This window comes from Paenarthrobacter sp. DKR-5, from assembly GCF_018531425.1.
In the GTDB taxonomy this organism is placed as follows: Bacteria; Actinomycetota; Actinomycetes; order Actinomycetales; family Micrococcaceae; genus DKR-5.
In genome coordinates this window covers 89,865-116,859 of the sequence record NZ_JAHBOI010000005.1, presented here as the reverse complement: position 1 = coordinate 116,859, position 26,995 = coordinate 89,865, and the positions used below count along the sequence as shown (strand labels likewise).

Annotated in this window: 25 protein-coding genes; 12 read left to right on the top strand and 13 right to left on the bottom strand. The window is 69.4% G+C overall.

All coding sequences use genetic code 11. The annotated features are described in order from the left end of the window. Positions 1-11 precede the first annotated feature (11 nt). On the top strand, positions 12-1,025 hold the full coding sequence (locus KIH31_RS12085; RefSeq protein ID WP_214427392.1) for a hypothetical protein: 1,014 nt from the start codon (positions 12-14) through the stop codon (positions 1,023-1,025). Then, entirely contained in the window at positions 1,026-1,802 is a 777-nt protein-coding gene (locus KIH31_RS12080) for an IclR family transcriptional regulator (RefSeq protein ID WP_214427391.1), read from the top strand. Between the two features lie 72 nt (positions 1,803-1,874). On the opposite strand, the gene KIH31_RS12075 is transcribed toward KIH31_RS12080, so the two are convergent. Further along, positions 1,875-3,557 (bottom strand): long-chain-fatty-acid--CoA ligase, encoded by a 1,683-nt coding sequence (locus KIH31_RS12075; RefSeq protein WP_214427390.1) that lies wholly within the window; start codon positions 3,555-3,557, stop codon positions 1,875-1,877. A gap of 171 nt (positions 3,558-3,728) precedes the next feature. Between KIH31_RS12075 and KIH31_RS12070 the strand changes: the two genes are divergently transcribed. Beyond that, positions 3,729-4,916: a 4-hydroxybenzoate 3-monooxygenase gene (locus KIH31_RS12070; protein ID WP_214427389.1), complete on the top strand. Its 1,188-nt coding sequence runs from the start codon at positions 3,729-3,731 to the stop codon at positions 4,914-4,916. An 86-nt stretch (positions 4,917-5,002) separates the two neighbouring features. On the opposite strand, the gene KIH31_RS12065 is transcribed toward KIH31_RS12070, so the two are convergent. The 7 genes from KIH31_RS12065 to KIH31_RS12035 all read right to left on the bottom strand — a co-directional run bounded on the left by KIH31_RS12065 (position 5,003) and on the right by KIH31_RS12035 (position 13,409). Next, positions 5,003-6,100 carry an LGFP repeat-containing protein gene (locus KIH31_RS12065; protein ID WP_214427388.1) on the bottom strand — a complete coding sequence of 366 codons (1,098 nt, stop codon included), beginning with the start codon at positions 6,098-6,100 and terminating at the stop codon, positions 5,003-5,005. A 183-nt stretch (positions 6,101-6,283) separates the two neighbouring features. Continuing rightward, on the bottom strand, positions 6,284-7,336 hold the full coding sequence (locus KIH31_RS12060; RefSeq protein WP_214427387.1) for a Gfo/Idh/MocA family protein: 1,053 nt from the start codon (positions 7,334-7,336) through the stop codon (positions 6,284-6,286). Further along, positions 7,333-8,244 carry an aldose 1-epimerase family protein gene (locus tag KIH31_RS12055; protein WP_214427386.1) on the bottom strand — a complete coding sequence of 304 codons (912 nt, stop codon included), beginning with the start codon at positions 8,242-8,244 and terminating at the stop codon, positions 7,333-7,335. Before KIH31_RS12055 ends, KIH31_RS12060 begins: the two co-directional genes overlap by 4 nt. After that, positions 8,241-9,776: an L-arabinose isomerase gene (araA, locus tag KIH31_RS12050; protein WP_214427385.1), complete on the bottom strand. Its 1,536-nt coding sequence runs from the start codon at positions 9,774-9,776 to the stop codon at positions 8,241-8,243. The genes KIH31_RS12055 and araA overlap by 4 nt, the downstream gene beginning before the upstream one ends. Positions 9,777-9,816: 40 nt before the next feature. Then, positions 9,817-10,497, bottom strand: a complete 681-nt coding sequence (locus tag KIH31_RS12045) for an L-ribulose-5-phosphate 4-epimerase (RefSeq protein ID WP_214427384.1) — start codon at positions 10,495-10,497, stop codon at positions 9,817-9,819. Further along, on the bottom strand, positions 10,494-12,227 hold the full coding sequence (araB, locus tag KIH31_RS12040) for a ribulokinase (RefSeq protein WP_214427383.1): 1,734 nt from the start codon (positions 12,225-12,227) through the stop codon (positions 10,494-10,496). Before araB ends, KIH31_RS12045 begins: the two co-directional genes overlap by 4 nt. 162 nt (positions 12,228-12,389) lie before the next feature. Beyond that, positions 12,390-13,409 carry a LacI family DNA-binding transcriptional regulator gene (locus tag KIH31_RS12035; RefSeq protein ID WP_250545927.1) on the bottom strand — a complete coding sequence of 340 codons (1,020 nt, stop codon included), beginning with the start codon at positions 13,407-13,409 and terminating at the stop codon, positions 12,390-12,392. Between the two features lie 184 nt (positions 13,410-13,593). Here KIH31_RS12035 and KIH31_RS12030 point away from each other — a divergent pair, with 184 nt between their 5' ends. Next, positions 13,594-14,844, top strand: coding sequence for a D-arabinono-1,4-lactone oxidase (locus tag KIH31_RS12030; protein WP_214427382.1), 1,251 nt, complete (start codon positions 13,594-13,596; stop codon positions 14,842-14,844). A 67-nt stretch (positions 14,845-14,911) separates the two neighbouring features. On the opposite strand, the gene KIH31_RS12025 is transcribed toward KIH31_RS12030, so the two are convergent. The 3 genes from KIH31_RS12025 to KIH31_RS12015 all read right to left on the bottom strand — a co-directional run bounded on the left by KIH31_RS12025 (position 14,912) and on the right by KIH31_RS12015 (position 16,740). After that, a complete protein-coding gene (locus tag KIH31_RS12025) occupies positions 14,912-15,214 on the bottom strand; it encodes a GNAT family N-acetyltransferase (protein ID WP_250545926.1) in 303 nt (100 codons plus the stop codon). 40 nt (positions 15,215-15,254) lie between these two features. Continuing rightward, on the bottom strand, positions 15,255-15,878 hold the full coding sequence (locus KIH31_RS12020; protein ID WP_214427380.1) for an alpha/beta hydrolase: 624 nt from the start codon (positions 15,876-15,878) through the stop codon (positions 15,255-15,257). Between the two features lie 220 nt (positions 15,879-16,098). Beyond that, a complete protein-coding gene (locus tag KIH31_RS12015) occupies positions 16,099-16,740 on the bottom strand; it encodes an NADPH-dependent F420 reductase (protein ID WP_214427379.1) in 642 nt (213 codons plus the stop codon). Between the two features lie 338 nt (positions 16,741-17,078). Between KIH31_RS12015 and KIH31_RS12010 the strand changes: the two genes are divergently transcribed. The 7 genes from KIH31_RS12010 to KIH31_RS11980 all read left to right on the top strand — a co-directional run bounded on the left by KIH31_RS12010 (position 17,079) and on the right by KIH31_RS11980 (position 24,028). Then, entirely contained in the window at positions 17,079-17,453 is a 375-nt protein-coding gene (locus KIH31_RS12010) for a cupin domain-containing protein (RefSeq protein WP_214427378.1), read from the top strand. A 226-nt stretch (positions 17,454-17,679) separates the two neighbouring features. Further along, on the top strand, positions 17,680-17,937 hold the full coding sequence (locus KIH31_RS12005) for a DUF6458 family protein (protein WP_214427377.1): 258 nt from the start codon (positions 17,680-17,682) through the stop codon (positions 17,935-17,937). A gap of 254 nt (positions 17,938-18,191) precedes the next feature. Then, complete coding sequence (locus tag KIH31_RS12000) at positions 18,192-18,980, top strand: DeoR/GlpR family DNA-binding transcription regulator (RefSeq protein ID WP_214427667.1); 789 nt, start codon at positions 18,192-18,194, stop codon at positions 18,978-18,980. Continuing rightward, positions 18,977-19,927, top strand: coding sequence for a 1-phosphofructokinase family hexose kinase (locus KIH31_RS11995; RefSeq protein ID WP_214427376.1), 951 nt, complete (start codon positions 18,977-18,979; stop codon positions 19,925-19,927). Before KIH31_RS12000 ends, KIH31_RS11995 begins: the two co-directional genes overlap by 4 nt. Before the next feature lie 20 nt (positions 19,928-19,947). Further along, on the top strand, positions 19,948-21,990 hold the full coding sequence (locus KIH31_RS11990; protein WP_214427375.1) for a fructose-specific PTS transporter subunit EIIC: 2,043 nt from the start codon (positions 19,948-19,950) through the stop codon (positions 21,988-21,990). Positions 21,991-22,015: 25 nt separating this feature from the next. Beyond that, the gene (ptsP, locus tag KIH31_RS11985) at positions 22,016-23,734 is read left to right on the top strand and encodes a phosphoenolpyruvate--protein phosphotransferase (protein WP_214427374.1); all 1,719 of its coding nucleotides are present in this window, start codon (positions 22,016-22,018) and stop codon (positions 23,732-23,734) included. Positions 23,735-23,749: 15 nt separating this feature from the next. Continuing rightward, a complete protein-coding gene (locus tag KIH31_RS11980; RefSeq protein ID WP_214427373.1) occupies positions 23,750-24,028 on the top strand; it encodes an HPr family phosphocarrier protein in 279 nt (92 codons plus the stop codon). A 107-nt stretch (positions 24,029-24,135) separates the two neighbouring features. Here the strand turns inward: KIH31_RS11980 and KIH31_RS11975 are convergent, their stop codons facing one another. After that, on the bottom strand, positions 24,136-24,348 hold the full coding sequence (locus KIH31_RS11975) for a hypothetical protein (protein WP_214427372.1): 213 nt from the start codon (positions 24,346-24,348) through the stop codon (positions 24,136-24,138). Between the two features lie 174 nt (positions 24,349-24,522). Between KIH31_RS11975 and KIH31_RS11970 the strand changes: the two genes are divergently transcribed. Then, positions 24,523-26,070 (top strand): MFS transporter, encoded by a 1,548-nt coding sequence (locus KIH31_RS11970; RefSeq protein ID WP_214427371.1) that lies wholly within the window; start codon positions 24,523-24,525, stop codon positions 26,068-26,070. Positions 26,071-26,236: 166 nt separating this feature from the next. On the opposite strand, the gene KIH31_RS11965 is transcribed toward KIH31_RS11970, so the two are convergent. After that, the gene (locus KIH31_RS11965; RefSeq protein WP_214427370.1) at positions 26,237-26,995 is read right to left on the bottom strand and encodes an SDR family oxidoreductase; all 759 of its coding nucleotides are present in this window, start codon (positions 26,993-26,995) and stop codon (positions 26,237-26,239) included.

The window sequence follows — 26,995 nt, the reverse complement described above, 5'->3', positions numbered from 1 at the left end:
ATAATTGCCCTATGCCCAAGTCAGCTCCGATGGAATACGTCCTCGCCGAAATGCGGGCGCGGGAGCTGCGGGCCGCCCACGACTTCGCTGCCGCAGCCGCCTCCGCGCGCGAGGCCTCCCGTCTCGCAGAAGAGGCCGGGGATTCGACGTCGGCGTGGCACATGCGCTTCTTCGAGGGCGACTGTCTCGTCGAGGCAGGACAGCGGGAGCTGTGCCTTCCGCTGGTGCAGGCCCTGATCGATTCCCCTGTCGCGTCCGCGGAGCCCGGACTGCTGGCGCGGGCCCTGGTGCTCGCCGCCAAGTGCCTGCAGTCCACCGGACGGCTGGCCGAGGCCGTTGAAGCGGCCACGCGCAGCGTCGGCATCCTGCAGTTCGGCCGCGGCGACGGTGCCCTGCTGCTGCAGGCGCGGCAGGCCCTCGTCGCCGCCCTCGCGGAGAGCGGGGAGCTTGGGTCAGCCTGGGACCACTGCCTGGCCATGAAGGACGAGATCACGGACGACATGAACCAGCAGGACGTCGGAAGGGCCTACTGGACCATCGGCAACGTTGCCTTCCTCAATGACCGCCCGGATGACGGCGTCGACTTCCATGAACGGGCCACGGACACTTTCTCCCCGGGCCGCGACCTGGACCTGTGGGCCAAGTTCAACAAGGCCTCCGCCGCCATGCGGCTTGCCGCGGGCATAGCCGACGCCGGCACGCTTCAGTGCCTGCAGCGCGCGGAACTGGCGATGGAGATTGCCGGGGGCTCCGTGCAGGACCATTTGCTCCTCGATATCGCCCGGGCGAACTGGAACCTGCTCGCCGGGCACGCCCAGTCGGCGGTGGACCTCCTGGCCCCCATCTGCGACTCCGGCGGGGGCAGCATCGCCGCGCAGACCGCCGCCGAAGCCACCGCGCTGCTTGCGCGGGCCCTGAAGCAACTCGGGCAGCACGGGGAAGCGCAGGAAAGGCTGGAGTCGGCCGCGCGGCTGTTCCGTGGGGCCGGGGCGCAGGAGAGGGCCCGCCAGCTGGAGGAGGCTTAGATGGCAAACTCCGCCTCGGGCGACTCCGTCGTCGAGCGCGTGGTGCGGATCCTCGCTGCCTTTCCGGAGAGCGCCGACGCCGTCCAGCTCACCGAACTGGCGAACCGGGCGGGTCTGCCGCAGGCCACGGCCCACCGCCTGGTCCGGCAGCTGGCCGAGCAAGGCCTGCTGGAGGCCGGCCCCGGCGGATCGGTGCGGATGGGCCTGCGGCTGTGGGAACTCGTCAACCGGAGCTCTCCCGCGCTGCAGCTGCGCCAGGCCGCGGCACCGTTCATGGAGGACATCCAGCAGGTCCTGAACCAGAACGTGAACCTGGCCGTGCTCGAGGGCTGGGAGGCGCTCTTCGTGGAGCGGATGTCGCGGCGCGGCTCGGTGGCCAACCGTGCCCGGATCGCCGGCCGGATGCCCGTGCATGTCTCCTCAGCGGGAGTGGCTCTGATGTCCCACCAGGCCCGGGAAGTGCAGGCACGGTACCTCGCGCAGTTCCACGATCCCGCCGGGAAGGTCACCGCCGACGACGTCCGGGGCCTTCTGGCCGAGGCCTCCCGGCTGGGCTATGCGCAACTGGCCGGCGTCGTGGACCCGGACACATGGGGAATCGCCGTACCGGTCGCCGACCAGCAGGGACGGACGGTCGCGGCGCTCGGCGTCGTCGTGCCGCTGAAGGAGGCGCGCATCCAGGCGCTCGTGCCCGCGCTGCGGACGGCCGCCCGGGGCATCGGACGGCAACTCGGGCGGCAGCCCGGCTCCGGCACCCTCCCTCGAACGGCCACCTAAGGCGACCTTTCCGCGCCCGACGTCGCCGTTGGCGCCCTTTCGTGCCGGGTTCCGGCCCGCTCGCACCGGAGTTCAGAGCCCGGGCAGTATCCGGTCCCGCACCTGTGTGCGCAGGATCTTTCCGAGCATGGACCTCGGCATCTCGTCGATGGCCACGATCCGGCGCGGCACCTTGTACGCAGCGAGGTGCTCGCGGCAGTGCGCCCGCAGCGCTTCCTCGTCGAGCGCCGTCCCCGGCTCGAGCTCGACCGCCGCAACCACCATTTCCCCGCCGCGCTCGAGCGGCTTGCCGACGACGGCCGCGTCCTTGACGTCCGGGTGCAGGCGGAGTGCCGCCTCGACCTCGGTGGGCGACACGTTGAAACCGCCCGTGATGATCAGTTCCTTGGCCCGGTCCACCACCGTGGTGAACCCGTCCGCGTCCACCGTGACGACGTCGCCGGTGCGGAGCCAGCCGTCGGCGGTGAGGGTCCTGGCGGTTTCCTCCGGGTTGTTCCAGTAGCCCTGGAAGACCTGCGGACCCTTGAGCAGCAGTTCGCCCGGTTCGCCCCGCTGCACTTCCCTGCCGACGTCGTCGACATCCACGACCTTCATCAGGGTCGAGGGAAACGGCACCCCGATCGTGCCCGTCCGCCGGCTCGGGTGGAAGGGGTTGCCGAGGGCCACCGGGGAGGACTCGGTCATTCCGTAGCCTTCCACCAGCAGGCCGCCGGAGACCGATTCCCACAGCTCCACGACGTGGTCAGGCAGGTTCATCGCGCCGGAAATGCAGAACCTGCAGGAGCGCAGCGAGATGCCCTTCTCCTTCGCGGCCATCGCAGTGCGCTCGTAGATGGGCGGCACCGCGCAGTAGACGGTGGCAGGCGACTTCTTCATCGCGTCCAGCACCAGGTCGACGTCGAACTTGGGGAAAAGGACCAGCAGCCCTTGCTTGAGGACGCCGTAGGTGAGGTAGAGCGTCATGCCGAAGGCGTGGAACATCGGCAGGATCGCATAGAACACCTCCTTGCGGTACTCCGCGCCCTGCATCCATGCCTCGCCCTGCAGAGCGTTGGAATAGAGGTTGAAATGCGTGAGCATGGCGCCTTTGGGGCGGCCCGTGGTGCCCGAGGTGTACTGGATCGCTGCGAGGTCCTTGACCGACGGGCGCGGGTGGGAGGAGTCGATCCTGCCGTGGCTGAGCAGTTCCTTCCACGTCGTGGTGCCTGGCGCCGGTGCCGTGAGGGAGGCGCGGGTGGCGCGCAGCTTCTTCACCGGCAGGCGAAGGGCAAGCCGCTTTGCCGCGGGAAAGGCGTCGAGGAGGTTCACCGAGACGACATGGTCAATTTCGATGTCCGCGGGGAACTCGCGGAGGGCGGCAGTTGCTTTGTCCCAAGCGACCACGACCCGCGCCTGGTGGTCCTCGAACTGGTGGCGCAGCTCGCGGGAGGTGTACAGCGGATTGTGCTCGACGACGACGGCGCCCAGGCGCAGCACCGCGTAGAACGCGACGACATGCTGCGGGCAGTTGGGCAGGATCAGCGCCACCCGGTCCCCCGCGCGCACGCCCAGCCGGCGCAGGCCCTCCGCGGCGCGCTCAACCTGTTCGCCGAGCTCCGCGTAGGTCGTCCGCCGGCCGAAAAACTCCATCGCCGGATGGGTCCCCGCCTCGGCGACGGACCTTTCGAACATCGCCACGAGCGACTGCGTCGGCAGCTCGATCTCGGCCGGGACGCCCGGCTGGTAGTTCCGCACCCAGGGCTGTGTGTTCGCCATGCTGCCATCATTGCGCGGGCAGACGGGCGGAGCGAATCGGGGCCGCCGCACGCGACCGGGAATGCACTCCATTCAACGGAAACGGTGTAACGCCGGTCACGCGGTCCGCCGCACACTGGGAACGGAGGCTTTCGGAACCAAGTACGGTTCCCCGACCAAGCGAGGAATGCGATGACGCAGCGCACGACAGTCAAGACCCAGGTGGCCATCATCGGGGCAGGTCCGGCCGGCCTGATGCTTTCCCACCTGCTGGCCACGGCGGGCATCACCTCGACAGTCATCGAGCTCCGCAGCCGCGAGGAGATCCACCGGACCGTGAGGGCCGGGATCCTCGAGCACGGGACGGTCAACCTGCTCGTGGACAGCGGCGTTTCGGACCGGGTGCTGCGGGAGGGCGACAAGCACGACGGGATTGAGCTTCGCTTCAACGGCGAGAGCCACCGGATCGACTTCAAGGACCTGGTCGGCGAGGCTGTCTGGCTCTACCCGCAGACCGATGTCTTCGCGGATCTGGCGGCCCGGCGCGAAGCCGACGGCGGCGACGTGCGTTACGGTGTGACCGATGTGAGCGCGGAGGACGTGGAGACAAATCCGCGGGTGCTGTTCACCGACGTCGACGGCACGGACTGGGAGCTGCAGGCGGAGTTCCTGGTGGGCGCCGACGGATCGCGCAGCCACTGCCGGTCCCGGATCCCGGAGGCCGCCCGCCGCCGATACTTCCACGAATACCCGTTCGCCTGGTTCGGCATCCTGGCGGAAGCACCGCACAGCTCCCCCGAGCTGATCTACGCCAACTCCCCGCACGGCTTCGCACTGATCAGCCAGCGCACCGAGACGGTCCAGCGCATGTACTTCCAGTGCGACCCGGCGGAGAACCTGGCCGGATGGGACGACGACCGGATTTGGGCCGAGCTGCGCCGGCGCGTCAACGGAAACGGGTTCGAACTCAAAGAGGGTCCCGTCATCGACAAGGTGGTGCTGCCGTTCAGGTCCTTCGTGCAGGAGCCGATGCGCCACGGCAAGCTCTTCCTCGCCGGCGACGCCGCGCACACGGTCCCGCCGACGGGCGCGAAGGGCCTGAACCTTGCAATCCACGACGTCAAGGTCCTCTTCGAAGCCTTTGAGAGCTTCTTCAGGTCCGGATCGACGGCGCTCCTCGACGGGTACAGCGGCGGCGCCCTGGACCGGGTGTGGAAGGCCCAGCACTTCTCCTACTGGATGACGTCGATGCTCCACCAGCTCCCGGCCGCGGACGACTTTGAGCGCTCCCGCCAGCTGGGCGAGCTGCGCTCGGTTGTCTCGTCGCGGCACGGCCGGGCGTATCTGGCCGAGGCGTACACCGGCTGGCCCTCCGCGTAAGGAGCCTTTGAACCGGACACGCGAAAGGCCAGTTCTGGCGGGCTAGGGACTGACAAAGCCGCCGGAACTGGCCGTTCGCGGAAGCGTTACGGTGCCGGCGTCGCCGAATCCGTCGGGGCGGCGGTGGCCGTCGGGTCCGCCGTCGCCGACTGCGTCGGGGACGCGGTCGCCGTCGCGGTGTCAGTCGCCGTGGCCGTCGGGCTCGGCGATGCCGGAGCGTCCACCGGCGGCAGGTCGGTGCCCAGGATGACCTTGACTCCACCCGAACCGACCTCAACGCGTCCGCCCTCGTAATCCTGGACCAGCCCGGCAGTCGCCGACTGGTACGGATCCGTCGTCGGCAGCCCGAGGCCTTCGCGGTTGCGGCAGTCCTGGCACTGGCACGGGAAGGTGATCACGTGGGCCCCGGTGGCAGCCGACCACGTCATCCAAGTGTTCTGAAACGCCTGGAAGAGCGCGTCATCCGGTCCGCTGGATCCGGTGCCGCTCTGGATCGGGATTGCCGAGAAGAGCGCGAAGCCGTGCACGTTCACGCCGCCAAACGACTGGTACTTCTTGTACAGCTCCCCGGTGACTTCGTGGGCCCGGTGGTCGTTGCGGATATCGGGTGCGGAGCTCCAGGTGAGGATGCCGTGCTCGAACGTCTGGGTGACGACGGCAGCCGAAATCGAAGGATTCGCGGCGTAGGGCACCTTCACGGTGATCTCGCCCGACGTCGGGTACCCCAGCACGCCCTTCTCAGCACCCAATTGCGCGTAGCGTGAGCGGATCCCGCCGAGCACCGCGTGCGCACCGTGTCCGCCCGCCCAGTAGATGAAACCGCCCTTGAACTGCTGGTACACGCCGCCCGCCAGCTTGATTTCCTCGGTCAGCGGAAGGCCGAGTCCGCCGGCCTCGGACCCTTGGGTCCGGTACTCAGCCAGGATGCCGCCATGCACGCTGTGCGCCCCGGTCGCCGCGGACCAATAGACGGAGCCGTAGCGGAAGTTCTGGACCCGTCCTGTCCTGCCGCTGTACTCGTTCGAGATGGGTGCGCCGAGGGTGCCGGCGGTCGTCAGGTAGCGAACGCCGATGGCACCGCCGGTGCGGTAGGTCGCCGCATCCGCGGGGCCGGCCGCTGCGAGGGAACAGGCCGCCAGGGCCAGGGCGGCCATAGCGACTGAGAGATTGCGCTTGAGCGACACTGCGTGAGCCTCTGTTTTCTGCAGCGTCGCGCGCTGCTGCCAAGAACCGGTGTTGTGTCGGGATCGACCCGGCCGAGACAGCTGCCTCGCCTTATTTTGTTTCCCCCGGCAACAGAATACGGACGGGCACAGGCGAATTGGGTAACGAAACGGCACCAGTTTGGCGGCCCGGTGCCGGGTGGCCTATTCGAACGAGTATTTGAGGCCGAGGGCGGCGCGCCACGCGTCCAACAGGCGCAGGTTTGCGAGCGTGTCCTCCGGCGTCATCCGCGGCACGTCCGCGGAACCGCCCGACGCCAGGGAGGCGGCGGCCGCTGCGACGGCGTCGGCTTCGCGGGCGTATTCGGATCCGGCGTCAGCCTCGAGCACCTGCTGGGGTTCGCCGACCCGGCGGACAGTGATCCGGGTGGGTTCCTCCGGCTCCACCACCCAGGGCGTGTGCATCCGGATCATGCCTTCGGAGCCGTAAACCGTCACTCCCTCCTCGTCGGAGAGCCCGACGCCGCAGCGCACGTGCGCGGTGATGCCGCCGTCGAACTCCAGCGAAGCCACCGCCCACTCGTCGACACCGGTGTCCCCAACGTAACCGCTGCCGGCGAACCGCACCGGCTCGCGCGGCCCCCCGAGCGCCGCCGAGGCCACCAGCCGCGCCATGGAGACGGGGTAGCCGCCCACGTCGAGGATCCCTCCGCCGGCGAGCGCCTCGTCGAACAGCCGGCCGGTGCGCAGCGGGACCTGGAAGGAGAAGCTCGCGTCAATGTGCTGCACCGCTCCGACGGCGCCGGACGTGAGAAGGTCCAGCAGGACGTCGACCTGCGGGTGGAACCGGTACATGTAGCCCTCGAGCAGCACCACCCCGTGGCGCCGCGCGGCTTCCACGGCGGTGCGCGCGGTAGCCTCGCTAACCCCCAGCGGCTTCTCGCAAAGCACATGCTTGCCCGCTTCGGCGGCCTTGACGGTCCACTCGACGTGATGGGTGTGCGGCGTCGCGATGTAGACGGCATCGACGTCGGGGGCAGCGAGAAGCTCCTCGTAACTGCCGAACGGCACGACACCTGCCCCGAACTCTTGGGCAAACGCAGCAGCCTTGGACAGCTCCCGGCTTGCGACGGCGTGCAGCCGGCCGGTGCTGCTGTACGCCAGCTGCGCCGCGAAGCGCCGCGCGATCGTGCCGGCGCCGAGCACCCCCCAGCGCAGCGGAGCGGCCGCGGAGTGAGCCGTCCCCGGCGCACTCACGACGGAACCCCGAAGATCCGCCAGTCCGCCTCGTGCGTGGCCCCCGGCTCCAGCCGGACCAGGTCGGTGCCGCTGTTGAAGGCGTCCGGCGGGCAGGTCATCGGTTCCACGGCAAGCCCGATCCGGTTGTTCGGCAGCGGCGGCTTCTTGTCCGCGGTGTGCACCTGCAGCCAGCGGCAGGCGCCGTCCCAGGCCATGCCCACCCCGGTCCCGGACGGGTCCATGACCGTCAGCGAGGCGCGGCCGGCGTCGTCGAACGCGATGTCGGTGAAGGCGTGGTCAATTTCTGTCGCCCCGATGGCGCGCGGCACCCGGAAATCGAACTCGTGTCCCTCGACGGGCCGGGTCCGGACCGGCAGCAGCCGGTCCGGGGTCACCTCCAGGAAGGTCCGCGCCGGAACCTGCAGCGTCCAGTCGTCCAGCGGCGCCGGCCCTGCGAGCAGGTAGGGGTGCGGGCACACACCGTACGGCGCCGCCTCCGTCCCGGTGTTCGTCGCCGCCACACCACCGTGCAGCCCGTCCTCGCCCAGCCAGTAGTGCGCCGTCAGGCGCAGCGCGAAGGGGTAGCCGGCTGTCGGCTCGATGGTGCAGGAGAGCACCACCGACGTGTCGTCCCTGGCTTCCAACCCCCAGTCCTGGCTGAACGCGAAGCCGTGCAGCGCGCAGCCGCGCTCCTCCTCGTTCACCGGCACCTGGTAGTCGGCGCCGTCAAAGGAGTACCTGCCGTCCCGGATCCGGTTGGGCCAGGGCGCGGCGATCACGCCGCGGTAGTCCGGGATCGGCCCGCCCTGGGGGAACGGAACCACGAGGTCCCGGCCCTGGAAGGTGAGCCTGCGCAGGGCCGCCGCGCGTTCGGTGACGACGGCGGTGTAGTCCCCTGCCCGGATCTCGTATTCAGTGGCGCTCACAGTCCTCCAGCCAGCTTGTAGTAGGCCTGGTTCCAGCGGATTTCCTTCTTGAACTGGCCCAGCGTCGTGTCCTCGTCGATCAGCAACAGTTCAGTCTGCGCCATCTCGGCGAAGTCCTCAAAGGCTTCCGCGCCGACGGCGGTGGAGAGCACCGTGTGGTGGGCGGCGCCGGCGGTCAGCCAGGCGGCGGCCGACGTGGCGAAGTCCGGCTTCGGCTGCCAGAGGGCGCGGGCCACCGGCAGGTTCGGGAGCGGCTCGTCCAGGGCGACGACGTCAACCGAGTTGGCCACGAGCCGGAAGCGGTCACGCATGTCGGAGAGTGCGACGACGACGCCGGCCCCCGGATCCGTGTCGAACACCAGACGCACCGGGTCCTCCTTGCCGCCGATGCCGAGCGGGTGGATTTCCAGGCTGGGCCGCGAGGTGGTCAGCGAGGGGCACACCTCCAGCATGTGAGCGCCGAGGATCTTCTCCGAGCCTGGCACCAAGTGGTAGGTGTAGTCCTCCATCAGGGATGCGCCGCCGGGCAGGCCCGAGCCCATCACCTTGGCGGCGCGGACGAGCACGGCGGTCTTCCAGTCGCCCTCGGCTCCGAAGCCGTAGCCGTCCGCCATCAGCCGCTGGACGGCGAGGCCCGGCAGCTGGCGCAGCGCACCGAGGTCCTCGAAGGACGTGGTGAACGCGGCGGAGCCGTTCGCCTCCAGGAAGGAGCGCAGGCCCAGCTCGATCCTGGCGCCGTAGCGCAGCGAGTCGTGCCGGTCCGCGCCCTTGCGCAGCTCCGGAACCACGTCGTACAGCTCCTCGTACTCCGCGACGAGGGCGTCGACGTCGGCCTCCGAGGCCGCGTGCACGGCGTCGGCGAGCTCGTTGACGGACCAGGTGTTCACGGAGACACCGAAGCGCAGCTCCGCCTCGGTCTTGTCCCCCTCGGTGACGGCCACGTTGCGCATGTTGTCGCCGAAGCGGGTCAGCTTCAGGCTGCGGACGGCGGCCCAGCCGGCGGCGGCACGCTCCCAGACGCCGACCTGGCGCGCGACCTCGGGGTTGGACGCGTGCCCGACAACTGTCTTGCGGGGCACGCCGAGCCGGGCCTGGATGTAACCGAACTCGCGGTCGCCGTGTGCGGCCTGGTTCAGGTTCATGAAGTCGAAGTCGATGTCGGACCAGGGCAGCTCCACGTTGGCCTGCGTGTGCAGGTGCAGCAGCGGCTTGCGCAGCGCGTCCAGGCCGTGGATCCACATCTTCGCCGGCGAGAACGTGTGCATCCAGGCGGTGACGCCGATGACGTTGTCCGCCGCGTTGGCCTCCAGCGCCGTGCGGCGGATTGCGTCCGAGTCGGTCAGCACGGGCTTCCAGACCAGGCGCACCGGTACGTCGGAGGCCGCGTTGAGGGTGTCCGCGATCTGCCGGGACTGGTCCGCGACCTGCTTGAGGACCTCCTCGCCGTAGAGGTGCTGGCTGCCGGTGAGGAACCAGACCTCGTAACCGTCAAGGGAAAGGGATGCTGCGTTGGTCGAGGCTGCGCTGCTCAAAGTTGTCTCCTGGAAAGTGGACGAGCTGAAACGGGTCCGGCTACTGGCCGTAGACGTTCTGGTAACGGGCGTAAAGCGAGGCGATTTTGTCCGGCTCGATGGGCCGCGGCTCGCCGAGCTGGCGGGAAACGTGCACGGTGCGTGCCACTTCCTCGCACATCACGGCGGCCTTGACCGCGGCACGGGCGTCCTTGCCGATGGTGAACGGGCCGTGGTTCTGCATCAGCACCGCCGGGGAGTTCGAGTTCTTCAGTGTCTCCACGATGCCCTGGCCGATCGAGTCGTCCCCGATCAGGGCGAACGGTCCGACCGGGATATCCCCGCCGAACTCGTCCCCCATCATGGTCAGCACACACGGGATGGGCTCGGCCCTGGCTGCCCAGGCGGTGGCATACGTCGAATGGGTGTGCACCACGCCGCCGACCTCGGGCATATGGCGGTACACATAGGCGTGCGCGGCGGTGTCCGACGACGGCGCGAGCGCCGGGTTGCCCCAGCCGCCGTCGGCCGGGACGCCGTGCAGGTCCGTGACCACGATCTGCCCCGGGGTGAGGTCGTCGTAGGACACCCCTGACGGCTTGATGACCATCAGGTCCTCGCCGGGAACACGGGCCGAGACGTTTCCGGCCGTCCAGACGACCAGCCCGTAGCGGGTCAGCTCGGAGTGCAGGGCGCAGACCTCGGCACGCAGCCGGGCGACCGTTTCCAGCAACGCGCTCATGCGGAGACCTCCACGCCGGCCGCCTTGCGGATCGCGTCGCGCTGGATGGCCTTGAGCCGGTGCATCACGTCGTTGCCTCCGCGGCCGAAGTAGTCGTGCAGCGTGGTGTACTCCGCGAACAGCGCGTTGTAGGCCTCCACGTTCTCCGGGACGGGCGTGTAGACCTCGGCGGGCGCGCTGCCCATGGCGTGCGACGCCGCCGTGACGTCCGGATAGGCGCCCGCGGCGACGGCGGCGTGGATGGCCGACCCGAGGGCCGGAGCCTGGCTCGAGCCGACGGTGGACAGCGGCAGGCCGGTAACGTCCGCGTAGATCTGCATGAGCAGCTTGTTCTTCACCAGGCCGCCGGCGATCACCAGCTCCTGCACCGGAACGCCGGAGGAGTTGAACGCCTCCACGATGGTACGGGTGCCGAAGGCGGTGGCCTCCAGCAGGGCGCGGTAGGTGTCCTCGGGCTTGGTGGCGAGGGTCTGGCCGACGACGACCCCGGAAAGCTCGTGGTCCACCAGCACCGAGCGGTTGCCGCTGTGCCAGTCGAGGGCGATCAGGCCGTGCTCGCCGATCTGCTGCCGCCCGGCCAGCTCGGTGAGGTACTCGTGGACGCCGATGCCGCGCGCCGCGGCTGCCTCCGAGTAGGCCGCGGGGACGCCGTTGTTGACGAACCAGCCGAAGATGTCGCCGACGCCGCTCTGGCCGGCTTCGTAGCCCCAGCGGCCGTCGAGGATGCCGCCATCGACGACTCCGCACATGCCCGGCACATCGCTGAGTTCCGCCCCGTTCATCACGTGGCAGGTTGAGGTGCCCATGATCGCGACCATCTGGCCCGGTTCCACTGCCCGGGCCGCCGGCGCGGTGACGTGGGCGTCGACATTGCCGACCGCGACGGCGATGCCTGCGGGCAGGCCGGTCCATGCCGCGGCCTCCTCGCTTAGCCGGCCCGCGGGCGCCCCGAGATGGCCGATGCGGTGCTCAACCTTCGCGGAGACGAAGTCCTTGAATTCGGGGTTCAGCGCCGCGAGGAAGTCCTCGGACGGGTAACGGCCGTCCTGGTAGATGCCTTTGTAGCCGGCCGTGCAGGCGTTGCGGACATAGTCGCCGGTGAGCTGCCAGACGATCCAGTCCGCCGCCTCCACCCAGTGCTCCATCGCGCCGTAGACCTCCGGGTCCTCCTCCAGCAGCTGCAGCCCCTTGGCGAACTCCCACTCGGAGGAGATCAAACCGCCGTAGCGGGGCAGCCAGGCTTCGCCGCGCTCGGCGGCGAGCCGGTTGATCCGGTCCGCCTGGGGCTGCGCGGCGTGGTGGCGCCAGAGCTTCACGTAGGCGTGCGGGCGGTCCTTGAACTGCCCGAGCTCGTTCAGCGGGGTGCCGTCCGCCGTCGTCGGGACCATGGTGCAGGCGGTGAAGTCCGTCCCGATGCCAATCACCAGGGACGGGTCGATCCCTGCGTCCTGGACGGCGGCGGGGACGGCCCGGCGCAGCACCTCGCGGTAGTCGTCGGGGACCTGGAGGGCCCAGTCGGCCGGCAGCCGGTCGGTGCCGCCGGGGAGCTTGTCGGTGACAACGGCGTGCGGGTACTCGAACACTCCGGTGCCCAGTTCGGCGCCGTCGGAGACGCGGACGACGACGGCCCGGCCGGAGAGGGTGCCGTAGTCGACGCCGACGACGTACTGCTCGGCGCCGGGAGCTGTGCCGGGAGCGCCGCCGGCCGTGGCGGAATCAGCTGTTTGCATGAAGGCCTCCATCCCGGAAGGCCGTGGCCTCATTGCCGGGGATCATGAGCGTGTTGGACTGATCACAATTGTGAGCGCTAACAAACGTGGCTGTCAAGAACTGGAGCGCCAGGTTTATCGGCCTTGGTCCTTGCGTGTGGGGGCCGCGGGGCCGGCCCCGGGTCAGCCGAGCGGGGCCGACGTCGTCGCGCGCACCACGAGCCCCGGCGTCACCACGGCGGCCTTGCCCGCCCCGCCCGTCTCCAGCCGCTCCAGCATCAGCTCGATGCAGAGGCGGCCCAACTCGACGAAGTCCTGGTTGACGGTCGTCAGCGGCGGGGTGAAGTAGGCCGCCTCGGGCTGGTCGTCGTAGCCGACCACGCTGATGTCCTCGGGCACCCGCACCCCGGACTCGTGCAGCGCCCGCAGCACCCCGAGCGCCATCTGGTCGTTGGCCGCGAAGACGGCAGTGACCGCCCGCTCCGCCGCCAGGGCGAGGCCGGCGCGGTACCCGCAGCCGGCACTCCAGTCGCCCTCCAGCAGCACCGAAGCCTCGAGGCCTGCGGCGGCAAGGGCCTCCCGCCAGCCGTCAATGCGGGCCGCGGCGTCGATCCAGTCGACCGGGCCGGAAATATGCGCGATCCGGCGGTGCCCGAGCCGCACCAGATGCTCGACGGCGAGCCGCGCACCGAGCCGCTGGTCGACCGCGACGCCGCTGAGGCCGCCGTCGCCCGCAGCGCCCGCGACGACCAGCGGTACGCTCACCGTGATGTTCTGCAGCACCTCCATGATCCCGGGGTGCGGAACGACGACGACGATCCCGTCGACCGCCTGGTCCATCAGATGCCCGAGCGCGTCCTTGATCGTGTCCGGCGTCACCTCCCGCAGGCCGGCGATGCTGACGAAGTACCCGGCGTCGCGGGCAGCCTGCTGGATGCCAAGCAAGGTATTGGAGGGTCCGTACTGGGCCATTTCGGTACCCAGGACGCCGATGGTCTGTGACCGGCGGGTGACCAGGCTCCGGGCGGCCGTATTGCGGCGGTAGCCCAGTTCGGCAATGGCTTTTTCGACCCGCTCCTTGGTCCGTGCGCTGACATTGGGGTGGTCGTTGAGCACACGGGAAACCGTCTGGTGAGACACCCCCGCAACCCTCGCCACGTCCTCCATGACGGGCGGCCGCGACAGCTCTGGCCCTGTGGACATCCTCAACCCCTTGCCGGTCGGTCCCGCAACGGCTGCTCCGTTCCGCGCCACCAGCATACGGCGGGCGGCCGGATTTGCGCGGACAGCCCTCGACACTGCTGTGAACGCTCACATAGCATGGCCCGAGATCGACCCACGTTGGCGGCGCCGGAGGGCGCCGGAAGAAACATTCCGGAAAGAGCATATGAAGAACTGGGCAGGCAACCTCGACTATTCCGCAGCCGGCGTCGAACGGCCGGCCTCCGTCGAGGAGATCTCAGAGCTGGTCGCGGCTGCGGAGCGGGTGAAACCGCTTGGCACCCGGCACTGCTTCAACGACATCGCCGACACCTCCGGAACCCAGATCGTGCTCGACGGACTGGGCGGCGCCCCGGAACTGGACAGCGCCCGCGGCATCGTGAGGGTCCCCGGAGGCATCAGCTACGGCGAACTGGCGCGCTTCCTCGAGTCCAACGGGTTCGGCCTGCACAACATGGCTTCCCTGCCCCACATCTCCGTGGCCGGGGCGGTTCAAACCGGCACGCACGGCTCCGGCGTCGGCAACCGGGGCCTCGCCGCGGCTGTGAAGGCGGTGGAGCTGGTGCGGGCGTCGGGCGAGGTCCAGCGCCTGGCGGAGGCCGACGGCGAGGAGTTCCTCGGCAGCGTGGTGGGCCTGGGTGCTCTCGGGATCGTCACTTCGCTCGAGCTGGCGGTCGAACCTACGTACCAGGTGCGCCAGCAGGTTTTCGAGAGCCTGGACTGGGAGCGGGCGCTGGCCGAGTTCGACGACGTCGTCTCCGCTGGCTACAGCGTGAGCCTGTTCACCGACTACTACGGGGACACGATCGGCCAGGTCTGGCGCAAGGTGCGCGTGGACGCCGGGGAGGGACCCGCGCCCTCGGAGTTCTTCGGTGCGCAGGCGGCCACCCGCCCGCGGCACCCCCTGCCGGAGATGTCCGCGGAGAACTGCACGGAGCAGCTGGACGTTCCCGGGCCGTGGCTGGACCGGCTGCCGCACTTCCGGCACGAGTTCACCCCGAGCAACGGCGATGAGCTGCAGACGGAGTACCTGCTCCCCCGGGAGCACGCCGCCGCGGCCCTGGAACGCATGCGGGCCTTGTCGCCGAAGCTGACGCCGCTGCTGTTCGTCTCCGAGATCCGCACCATTGCGGCGGACGACTTCTGGCTTTCACCCAGCTACCGGCAGGACAGCGTGGCGCTGCACCTGACCTGGAAGCCGCGCCAGCCCGAAGTCGAGGCGCTGCTGCCGGAGATTGAGGAGAACCTCGCACCCTTCGGCGCCCGGCCGCACTGGGGCAAGCTGTTCGCCGCCGGCGCCGCGGACCTGGCACCGCTGTACCCGCGGTTCGAGGACTTCCGCGCCCTCGCCGGCAAGCACGATCCGGCCGGCAAGTTCCGCAACGCGTACCTGGAGCGGGTGCTCTTCGGCGGCTGAGTCTTCCCCGAACGGCCGGTTGTGGCGGGTTCCGGGCGCTGGAGCCCGCCACAACTGGCCGTTCGCGCTATGGGGCGGGGTGGTGCTCCGGCCACTCGACGTGCTCCTCGTACCCCTCATGCTTCTTCAGCCAGGAAGCAATGTAGGGGCAGTAGGGACGGATCCGCAGTCCGGCGGCGACCGTGTCGTCCAGAGCGGCCCGGGCCAGGATGCCGGCGAGTCCCTTGCCGCTGAACTCGTCCTTGATCTCGGTGTGGACTAACGCGCGGACGCCGGTGCCGTCGTGGTACTCGGCGAAGCCGGCCTGGACGCCGTCGACGGTGATGTCGTATCGGTGCGCGCGCTCGTCGCGGCTGACGGTGGTCTTCATGCCCCTGAGCATACTGGCCGTCCGGCCGGCCGGCCCGGCGTCACGGTTTCCCCAGTACTGTCCGGCGCAGGAACTTCGACACGTCCGCCAGCTCGTCGAATTCGATGGTGTGCCCCATCTCCGGGTAGGTGTCCGCGGTTAGCTCGGTGTTCTCCCGCAGCCAGGTCCGCGTAAACGCCACCGCGTCCGCGTTGATGACGAAGTCCGCCGTGTCCCGTCCCCAGAAAAAGGGCACGCGCCGCTCCAGCGGTTCGAGCGCCGCGAGCAGGTCGTTCTCCAGCACGAAGCCGGACAGGCCGACGACGGCGGCAAAGGCTTCAGGCCTCAGCCGGAGCAGCGTGCTCGCCATCGCCATGCCCTGCGAAAACCCGAGCAGGCTGACGCTGGTGTGCTGGGCCTTCACGGTGTCGATCCAGGCCAGCACTCCGCTGGCGGCGGCCACCACTTCGGCGAAATCGTTGGTGTGGAAGTAATCGAGCAGGAACCACCCGTAGCCGCCGTCCATCCGCCGCGGCGCGCGCAGCGACGCGCAGGTGAACTCGGCCGGCAGCACGCTGGCGTGGCGGGCCATCCGGGTTTCGTCCGTGCCGTACCCGTGCAGCATCACGAGCAGGGGCGTCCCGCGGCGCTCCGCTTCCGGTCTGGACCAAATGACTTCCGCCATGGCCCCAGCCTGCCGTGGCCGCTGGCTCCGGGCAACCGCACCGCCGCCGGTGCTTGACCTCGGCTGTGCGCTGGACCACACTTTGAGGAGTTTCTGAACTGATCGTTCGATCAAGCCGCTGCGGGTTTCGCGGGCCGCCGGCGCACGTACAGAGACTGGCCGGAGGGACAACGGCGTCCCCCCGGCTGGGTAACCCCTTCCGGTGCCTTGGCCACCGGTGTCAGGGCAGGATCTTCACCGCCGTGTTCCAGTTGTACCGGTCGTGCTCGGGATTGACCTGCAGCCCCATCACCAGGAGCATGAAGGCCTCAAGTTCCCGGGAACGGCGAAGCGGCCCGACGTCGATGGGGCGCAGGCCGCCGGCGGCCACGAGCGAACTGATCTGCCGCTTGGCGGTCTCGGAATCGCCCGCGATGAATACGTCCAGCGGCTGGCCCGCGACGGCCCCCTCCTCGAGCGTGGCGGAGAACGTGGTGTTGAAGGCCTTCACGACGTCGGCCTGCCCCTGGAGCAGGGCCGCCGTCTCCTCCGCCGCTGACGTTCCCGGCGCCGTGGTCAGCTTGTCGAAGGTCGCGTAGTCCACCGGATTGCTGATGTCCACGATGATTTTGCCCTTGAGCCCGTCCCCGTATTCCAGCACCACCGAGCGCGTCTCGCTGTGCGGGACGGCCAGGAACACGACGCTGCCGTCGATGGCGTCGCCCACCGATCCGCCTGTCGCCCCCGCACCCAGCGACTCGACGAGGGCCCGTGTCTGCTCCCCGTTGCGGCCCAGGAAGTGGACGGGCTGGCGGCCGTGCAGCATCCGGACTGCAATCCCGCGGGCCATCTTGCCGCTGCCGATGATGTTGACCAGAGTCATGGCGTTCTGCCTTTCCGTTCGCGGTCCGGCGTGCGGGACCGGCCGGGTGCCGGGCACCCTTGTTCAGTAGGCCCAGTAAAGCCCCGTCCGCAGCCGGTGTCCTGAGTCAATAGTCCCGAAACGCGCCCCGGGACAGCTGCCGCCTCGGCCCTCGCGAGGGGCCCCGGGCCGCCCTTGACACCCCGGGCGGAGGATCTACGCTGAAGGTGTTGCTTGAGTCCGCCGTGTCCTGCCCGCCGCTGGGGGGACGGCCGGAACGGCATCGGAGTCCGACGGCGGGAGGGGCCCCTCCCCGGACGCGTTTTCCTTGCGGCCCCGCGCTCCGGAAGAAGAGTGCCATGTCAACGAATGTAGTGACTCGGCTTGAGGTCAAGTCGCATGATGATCCCGACGAGAAGCGGCGCCCGGACAAGTCGGAGATCGATGTGGTCACCGTCGGTGACTACACCATCGGCCGCCTCTCCTTTGAGAAGGGCTGGCGCTGGTCCGAGTGCATCAAGCCCGTGGTCCACACCGACACGTGCCAGAACAACCATGTGGGGTTCTGCATTGCCGGCACCCTGCAGGTCGAACTCGCTGACGGCGGCTCCGCCACCATCAAGGCCGGGGACTCGTACACGATCCCACCGGGCCATGACGCCTACGTGGTGGGGGACGAACGGTTCGTCAGCATTGAGTTCGTCAGCGCCGCGGACTATGCCAAGCCCGTCTAAAGTCCTCGCGTGACCACGGGGCCCCGAACACGGGGGCCTGACCCTGCGGAGGTCCCGGCGCACTGACTGCCGGCGCCGGGGCCTCCGCTTTGACCGCCGCTGGCCCGCCGAACCGGCCCGGGTTGTTGCCCGCCGGGAACGCCGACTGTACGGTGAGCGATAGCAAGCATGCTGAGCAGTACCCCTTTCGCCGCCCTCCGGCGGCCCCACAGGAGGTTATTCGCACATGAGAATCGGATCTTCGATCTTCCTGATCGCCCTGGGCGCCATCCTGGCGTTCGCCGTTGCAGCCAACCCCATCCCCTATGTCGACCTGCACCTGATCGGCTACATCCTGCTGATCGTCGGCATCATCGGCCTGGTCGTCTCCCTGTTCATGGCCGGTCCGCGCCGCCAGCGCCGCGTCACCGAGAGCCGCTCGATCATCGATCCGAACACCGGCGAGCGCGTCACGCGCAACGTGAGCCGCGACGACGGCCTGTAGGCCCGCCGCCAACTCTGCCCGCGGACCCCTCCCCGGAGCCGGCTCAACCGGCTCCGGGGAGGGGTCCGCGGCGCGTTAACGGGCAAAGTTGCACCCGCGTCGTGCGCGGGCGCCAGCACACCCCCGTATATCTGTGTTTATGTTGATTTATGTTGACAAGTGAAGCCGGTCACAAGTAAAGTCAATGCATTCACAGATTCGGTGTGATGGGCGTCACGAGCTGGCGCTGCATCTGGCAACGACGGGAGGACGGCATGTTTGCTGAGGAACGCCAGCGGCTGATCGCCGATCTCGCCGCCTCCCAGGGCCGCGTGGCCGTCAGCGATCTGGCCGAGCGGTTCAAGGTCACCTCGGAAACCATCCGCCGCGACCTCGCCGCCCTGGAAGCGGACGGCTCCCTGCGCCGGGTGCACGGCGGCGCAGTCCCCGTTGACTCCACCACGACCGTTGAGCGCAGCCTTGAGGAGCGCCAGACGGAGCACCAGCAGGAGAAGCTGCGCATCGCCCAGGCGGCTCTGAAGCTGATTCCGGCCAGCCGCACCGGCTCGGTGCTGCTGGACGCCGGCACCACCACCGAGCAGCTCGCGGACCTGCTCGTGCACTGGCAGCCGGCCACTCCGGACGCCGAACTGCTCGCCATCACCCATGCCGTCCCGATCGCCAGCAAGCTCTCCAACGGCAGCGCCGTCCAGCTCCAGCTGCTGGGGGGCAAGGTCCGCGGCCTCACCGCTGCCGCCGTCGGGCCCTCCACCGTGGAGCAGCTCGGCGCGCTGCGGCCGGACATCGCCTTCGTTGGCGCCAACGGCGTGCACGCCCGCTTCGGCCTGAGCACCCCCGACTCCGAGGAAGCCGCAGTCAAGTCGGCCATCGTCCGCTCCGCCCGGCGGGTCGTGGCGCTGGTCGATGCCTCCAAGCTCGGGGAGGAAGCCCTGGTGCGCTTCGCCGGCCTGCGCGACATCGACACGCTCATCACGAGCTCCGAACCCCCATCCGACCTGGCCGCCGCCCTGCGCGACGCCGAAGTAGAGGTTGTGATCGCATGATCGTCACATTCACCGCCAACCCGAGCCTGGACCGCACGGTCGAACTGCCCTCGGCCCTGCGCCGCGGCGAGGTCCAGCGCGCCACGGCCGTCCGGCGCGAGCCCGGCGGCAAGGGAGTCAACGTCTCCCGCGCCCTGGCCGCCTCCGGCCTGGCAGCCATCGCGGTTCTCCCCGGGGACGACGACGACCCGGTCGTCACAGGCCTGCGCGGCGAGGGCATCAACTACCTGAACCTTCCGGTCGGGCAGGCCCTGCGCAGCAACATTGCGCTGACCGAGCCGGACGGCACCACCACCAAGGTCAACGAGCCGGGACCGACGCTGAGCCCCCAACAGCAGGACCAGCTTCTCGCCGCCCTGCTCGAGCACGCGCGGGGCGCGGCCTGGCTGGTGCTCGCCGGGTCGCTGCCGCCCGGCGTCCCGGACGACTTCTACGCCCGCGTCACCGGAGAGATCCGGGAGCGCCTCGGTGCGCAGGCGCCGCGGATCGCCGTCGACTCCTCAGGAGCGCCGCTGCGCGCGGCTGTGGCGGGCGAAGCCGGGCCCGACCTGCTCAAGCCGAACGCGGAGGAGCTCGCCGAGCTGACCGGCATCGGCGACGGCGACGGTCTCGAAGCGGACCCGGTCCTCGCCGCCAAAGCCGCCCACACACTTGTTTCCCGTGGAGTAGGGGCCGTCCTGGCGACCCTTGGCTCCAAGGGCGCCATTCTGGCCACCGCCGCCGGAAGCTGGCACGCCACGCACGCGCCCATCACTGCCCGCAGCACGGTCGGAGCGGGCGATTCCGCCCTCGCCGGCTACCTGCTGGCGCACACCGCAGGCTCCGCCCCCTCGGACTGCCTGCGCCAAGCTGTCGCCCATGGAGCGGCCGCTGCATCCCTCCCCGGTTCCACGGTTCCCACCGTGGACCAAACATCCCCCAACGCCGTCACCGTCGCGGCACTCTAGTTATCCGCAGGAGGATAGCCATGTCACAGTTGATCACCCCCGAGTTGGTGAGCCTGGATACGAACCTGGGCGCCGATTCGGCTGCTGTCATCCGCCAACTGGCGATGCGGGTTGCCGGCCAGGGCCGGGCATCGGAGGTCGAAGGTCTGTACGCCGACGCCGTCGCCCGCGAACAGAAGACCGCCACCGGCGTCCCCGGCGGCATCGCCATCCCGCACTGCCGCTCGACCTCGGTCCTGGAACCGACCCTCGCCATGGCCCGACTGGCCGCGCCCGGCGTCGACTTCGGCGCCAAGGACGGCCCCGCGGACCTGGTGTTCTTCATCGCCGCACCGGAAGGCGCGGACCAGGAGCACCTGAAGCTGCTCTCGAAGCTGGCGCGGTCCCTGATCAAAAAGGACTTCACCGCCGCCCTGCGCGCTGCCCGCAGCCCGCAGGAGGTCGTCGACCTGGTCGACGGCGCACTGAACCCGGCGCCGGCGCAGCCCGCCGCGCCTGCCGCGGAAGCCGCCCCGGCCGCTCCCGCCGCCGCGGCACCCGCCCGCGGGCCGAAGCGGCTGGTCGCCGTGACCGCCTGCCCCACCGGCATCGCCCACACCTACATGGCCGCGGACTCGCTCGTGGCTGCCGCCAGGGAGGCCGGCGTCGACCTGCAGGTTGAGACCCAGGGTTCGGGCGGCTCCACCCCGCTCGACCCGGCCGTCATCGCCGCGGCGGACGCGGTCATCTTCGCCGTCGACGTCGACGTCCGCGGCAAGGAGCGCTTCGCCGGCAAGCCCGTGATCAATGCCCCCGTCAAGCGCGGCATCGACGAGCCCGATGTCATGGTCCAGGAGGCCCTGGCCGCCGCGGACAACCCGCATGCGCGCCGGGTCCCGCACTTCGGCGCAGAAGAGCAGCAGGAGGCAGCCGCCGAGGCCGCGGGCGAGCACATCGGCCAGAAGCTGAAGAAGGCACTGCTCACCGGTGTCAGCTACATGATCCCGTTCGTCGCCGGCGGCGGCCTGCTGATCGCGCTGGGCTTCCTGATGGGCGGCTACCTGATCACCAAGTACGCGGACAACATCGTGGTGCAGAACAGTCTCTGGAACCTGCCCACCCAGTTCCCGGACAACGCCTGGGGCCCGCTGGGCGCCTACCTCGGCGCGGTGCTCTTCAAAATCGGTGCCCTGTCCCTGGGCTTCCTCGTCCCGGCACTGGCGGGCTACATCGCCTACGCCATCGCCGACCGGCCGGGCATCGCCCCGGGTTTCGTTGCCGGCGCGGTGGCCGGGTTCATGGGGGCCGGCTTCCTCGGCGGCATCGTGGGCGGCCTGCTGGCCGGTTACATTGCGCACTCCTTCAGCCGCCTGAACGTCGCCCGCTGGCTGCGCGGCCTGATGCCGGTGGTCATCATCCCGCTGCTGGCGTCCCTCCTCGCCTCGGGCCTGATGTTCCTGATCCTGGGTGCGCCCATCGTCTGGGTCACCAAGGCGCTCAACGACTGGCTCTCCGGCCTGACCGGTGCCGGCGCGATCCTGCTCGGCGTGATCCTGGGCCTGATGATGTGCTTCGACCTCGGCGGTCCGGTCAACAAGGTGGCGTACTCCTTCGCTGTCGCCGGCCTCGGCGCTGCGTCCATCACCAACCAGGCGCCGTGGCAGATCATGGCCGCCGTGATGGCCTCCGGAATGGTTCCCCCGCTGGCCATGGCCCTGGCCACCGTGCTGGATAAGAAGAACTTCAGCCTCGCCGAACGCGAGAACGGCAAGGCCGCCTGGCTGCTGGGCGCGTCGTTCATCTCCGAGGGTGCAATCCCGTTCGCGGCGGCCGACCCGCTGCGCGTCATTCCGGCGAGCATGCTCGGCGGCGCCGTCACAGGTGCCATTTCGATGGGGACCGGGGTAGGCTCAAAAGCCCCGCACGGCGGTCTGTTCGTCTTCTTTGCCATCGACAACTTCGCTATGTTTGTCGTGTCGATCGCCGTCGGCATGGTGGTGACGGCTCTGTCGGTCATCGCCTTGAAGCGGATGGCCGCCAAGCCGGAGGAAGCGCCCGCCGAGACGGTCCCGGCCGTCGTCTAGGCGTCACGAGGAGAGGGAAAGAACGATGCAGAAATTCTCGGGAGTGGGCGTCAGCCCCGGCCGCGTCCTCGGGACGGTCCGCCAGATGCCGGCCCCGGTCACCGAGCCGCAGGCCGGGGACCAGCGGCCGGCCGACAGCACCGCCGAGCAGGAGGCTGACCGGCTCCGCAGCGCCTCGAAGTCGGTGCAGGCCCAGCTCAAGGCCCGCTCGGACGCTGCGGCCAAGGCCGGCAACGACGAAGCCAAGGCCGTGCTGGAGGCCACCGCCCTGATGGCGGCCGATCCGATGCTGATCAAGTCGGCCGTCAAGCTCATCGAGAAAGGCATCTCCGCCGAGCGTGCCGTCTGGGAAGCCGGCGGCACGGTCGCCGAGACCCTCAAGGGCCTCGGCGGGTACATGGCCGAGCGCTCCCAGGACGTGCTGGACGTCCGGTCGCGCATCGTGGCCGAGCTGCGCGGCATGCCCGCCCCCGGAATTCCTGCCTCCGAAACCCCGTTCATCCTCGCCGGGATCGACCTCGCTCCGGCGGACACGGCCACCCTCGACCCGGCCCTCGTCATCGGCCTGGCCACCAGCGAGGGAGGCCCGCAGTCGCACACCGCCATCCTGGCGCGTGCACTCGGCCTCCCCGCGGTGGTCGCCGCCCCCGGTGTTGAACACCTGCAGGACGGCGTCGAGGTCTTCCTCGACGGCGCTGCCGGGGTGGTCGTCACGGAGCCCGGGGACGAGGAACGCCGCCTCGCGCAGACCTGGAAGGAGAAGGCCGGCGCCCTGCCCGCCTTCGACGGCCACGGCCAGCTCGGCGACGGTCACCGCATCCCTCTGCTGGCCAACATCGGCGGGGCCTCGGACGCCGTCGTCGCAGCCGAGGCCGGCGCGGAGGGCGTGGGCCTGATGCGGACCGAGTTCTGCTTCCTGGACCGCGACACGGAACCGACGGTCGAGGAGCAGGTCGCCAAGTACCAGCCAGCGTTCGAGGCCTTCGCCGGCAAGAAGATGGTCGTGCGCACGCTCGACGCCGGTGCCGACAAGCCCCTGCCGTTCCTGACCGACGCGAGCGAGCCCAACCCGGCCCTGGGCGTGCGCGGCTACCGCACCCGCCGCACGGACCCCTCCGTGATCGACCGGCAGATCCAGGCGATCGGGGTCGCTGCCGCCGCTGCGGAGAAGAACGGCAAGGGAGCCGATGTCTGGGTGATGGCGCCGATGATCGCCACGGCCGAGGAGACGAAGGAATTCGTCGGGCTCTGCCGCGAGGCGGGCATCAAGTCCGCCGGCGTGATGATCGAGGTGCCCTCCGCCGCCCTGACGGCCAAGAGCATCCTTTCCATTGCCGACTTCGCCAGCCTCGGCACGAACGACCTCACGCAGTACGCGATGGCGGCGGACCGGCAGCTCGGTTCGCTCGCGGCGCTGAACGACCCGTGGCAGCCGGCCGTGCTCCAGCTGGTGGCGGCGACCGTGCTCGGCGCCCGTGCGGCGTCGGACGACGTCGCAAAGCCGGTGGGCGTGTGCGGCGAGTCGGCAGCGGACCCGGCCCTCGCCGTCGTGCTCGCGGGCATCGGTGTCTCGACCCTGTCGATGACCTCCCGCGCGCTGCCCGCTGTCAGCGCGGTGCTGCGCAGCGTTACCCTTGCGCAGGCGCAGGAGCTGGCCCAGCTCGCGCTTGGCGCCCTGTCGGCAGGTGAAGCCCGCGCCGCCGTGCGCGCGAAGCTGCCTGTCCTCGAAGAACTCGGCCTCTAACTAAAGGAGTTATCCATGCCCGAACGTAAAGTCACCGTAGCCAGCCGTGTCGGCCTCCACGCCCGGCCCGCAGCCATCTTCGCCGAAGCTGCCGCTGAACAGCCGGTCGAGGTCACCATCGCCATGGACGGAGCGCCCGAAGACGAGGCCATGGACGCCTCGAGCATCCTGTCGCTGATGAGCCTGGGCGCGAGCCACGGCGACGTCGTCGTCCTGCGGGCCGACGGAGCCGGAGCGGACCAGGCCCTCGATGCGCTGGTCAAGGTCCTCGAGACGGACCACGACGCCGAGTAGCACGACGCGCAGCACGACGCCGCGCAAACAGAGGCCCGGGCCGGGTGTTCTCCGAGGAGGACGTCGGCCCGGGCCTTTGTGCTGTCCCGGAAAGAGTGTGCCGGCCCCTACCAGCGGTTCTTGCGCGGCCGCGGACCCTGCTTGCCGCTCTCGTGGGTCGCCTTCACGTGGTGCTCGGTGCTGTGGCCGGTGGGCAAGCTGGTGTAGGCCGTTCCCGGCGCCTTCCTGTACTTGCCCTCCTCGTGCAGTTTCTCCTCCGAATCGGGGTCGAGATGGATGCCTTCCGGCTCAGGAATGTGGGGGCTCATGCGGTCCTTCATGGCGGCACTCTAGTGGCCGCGGAAGCGCCCGGTAAGGGCCTTTCGGGCCGGATTATGTCACACCGATCCGGGCGCCGAATACAAGCTTGCTGATTGTTGCGGTAAAGTAGATGGCCTGCCCGAAGCGGGGCAACTGTAAGTCGCAAGCAAATGACCTCCACGGGAGAAGCCCAAATGCCCACAGACCGAAGCCAGACCGCATCTTATCCCGGTGCCCAACCCCCTGCCGGGGACCCCGGCAAGGCCCCTCGCAAGCCCCTGCGGCTGCGCAAGCGCAAGCTTGAAGTCGGCGACGTCAACGTCGTGGACAAGCCAATGTTGAAGAAGGCCGTCGCCGGCATGGTGGTCGGCAACACCATGGAATGGTTCGACGTCGGCGTCTACGGATACCTCGCCGTCACCATGGGAAAGGTGTTCCTCTCGGACGCCGCTTCTTCAGTCCAGATCATGTTCAGCCTCGGCGTGTTCGCGGTGACCTTCGTCGCCCGTCCGCTGGGTGGTGTGGTCTTCGGACGTCTCGGCGACAAGCTTGGCCGGCAGAAGATCCTGGCCCTGACGTTGATCATGATGGCTGCTTCCACGTTCCTCATCGGCGTGCTGCCCGGCTATACCACCATCGGCTTCCTGGCTCCGGTGCTGCTGGTGCTGCTGAAGCTGGTCCAGGGTTTCTCCACCGGCGGCGAATACGCCGGTGCGACCACCTTCGTCAGCGAGTACGCCCCGGACAAGCGCCGCGGCTTCCTGGCCAGCATCCTGGACTTCGGCTCCTACATGGGGTTCGCCGTCGGCGCGGCTGTCGTGTCCGTCATGCAGCTCACGCTCGGTGACCAGGCCATGCTCGACTGGGGCTGGCGTCTGCCGTTCCTCGTGGCCGGCCCTCTGGGTGCCATCGCCATCTACTTCCGTCTGAAGATCGAGGAGTCCCCCGCCTTCCAGGCGACTCTGGATGCCCAGGAAGCCTCCACCAAGGAGGCCGAGGGCGACGCCGTGACGCACGGCCCGATCGGCATCGTGAAACTGTACTGGCGCCAGATCCTGCTGGCCATGGTCCTCGTGGCCGCAGCCAACACCGTGGGCTACGCGCTGACCTCCTACATGCCGACCTATCTCACGGACTCCAAGGGCTATGACGCCATTCACGGCACCCTGCTGACCATCCCGGTGCTGGTCGTCATGTCCGCCTGCATTCCGCTGACAGGCCGTCTCTCGGACCGCATCGGGCGCCGCCCGGTTCTGTGGATCGGCGCGGTGAGCACCATCGTGCTTTCCATTCCGGCATTCCTGGTGATCGGCATCGGGACCATCTGGTCGACGCTGCTTGGCCTGGCCATGATCGCGTTCCCCGTCACGTTCTACGTGGCCAACCTGGCCTCGTCGTTGCCGGCGCTGTTCCCGACCGCGAGCCGGTACGGCGGCATGGGCATCGCGTACAACTTCGCGGTCGCCATCTTCGGCGGTACGACGCCGTTCATCATCGAGGGCCTCATCCAGGCCACCGGCAACGACATGATGCCGGCCTATTACCTGGTCGGAACGTCCATCATCGGCGCCATCGCGATCTTCTTCATGAAGGAATCGGCCCAGCGCCCGCTGCCCGGTTCGATGCCGAGCGTGGACACCATGGCGGAGGCCCGTGAGCTGGTCGCCACCCAGGACGAGAACCCGCACCTCGACGTGAGCGAGCTGCCGCTTCCCGAGGTGGCCGTGCCCGCCAAGGCATAGGGCGTCAGCGCCCGCGGCTGACCGGTTTGGTCATCAAGGCCTCCGGGACCACGGCAGGGATTGACTTCCCTGGCCTTGGTCCCGGGGGCCTTCGCCTTGGCCGGAGAAAGCCCGGCCGGCCGGCAGTATCCGGCACCAGTGGGGGCGACGGCTGCGGCGCCCGGTGTCAGCGCCCGCGGCTGGCCAGTTTGGTCATCAAAGCCTCCGGCACCACGGCAGGGATCCTGGCGAGCACCTTGTAGCGCTTGGAAGGAATCGAAACAGACTTCCCTGCCCGGGCATCGCGCAGGCCCTCCCGCACCACGCGCTCGGGCCACAACCACATCCAGGACGGGACGCCGCCCATGTCCGCCCCCATGCGCTGGTGGAACTCGGTGTGGACGAAGCCGGGGCAGACCGCGGTCACGTGAATGCCGTGCGGGGCATAAAAGTTGTTGGCCCAGCGGCTGAAGTTGATCAGCCATGCCTTGGCCGCCGAATAGGTGCCGCGGGGCAGGAATCCCGCCACGCTCGCCACATTGATGATCCGGCCGGCGCCGCGGCGCTGCATGGCCGTCAGCGCGGCGTGGCACAGCTCCATCGGCGCCTGTACCAGCACCTTCAGATGCGTGCGTTCGTCCTCAACCGGGTTGTCGGTGAACCACTTGGCGAGGCCGAAGCCGGCGTTGTTCACCAGCAGCGTCACCGGCTCCTGCTCGGAGCCCAGCCGGGCCGCCACCGCGGCGATCCCCTCCTCGGTGGACAGGTCAGCCGGCAGCACCTCGGTTTCCACACCGTACTCGGTGGAGAGCGCGGCGGCCTTCTCCCGGAGCCGGGCCTCGTCGCGCGCCACAAGGACCAGACGGTGGCCGTCGGCGGCGAGCTGGCGGGCAAACTCGGCCCCAAGGCCCGCTGTCGCCCCGGTGATCAAAGCTGTATCAGTCAT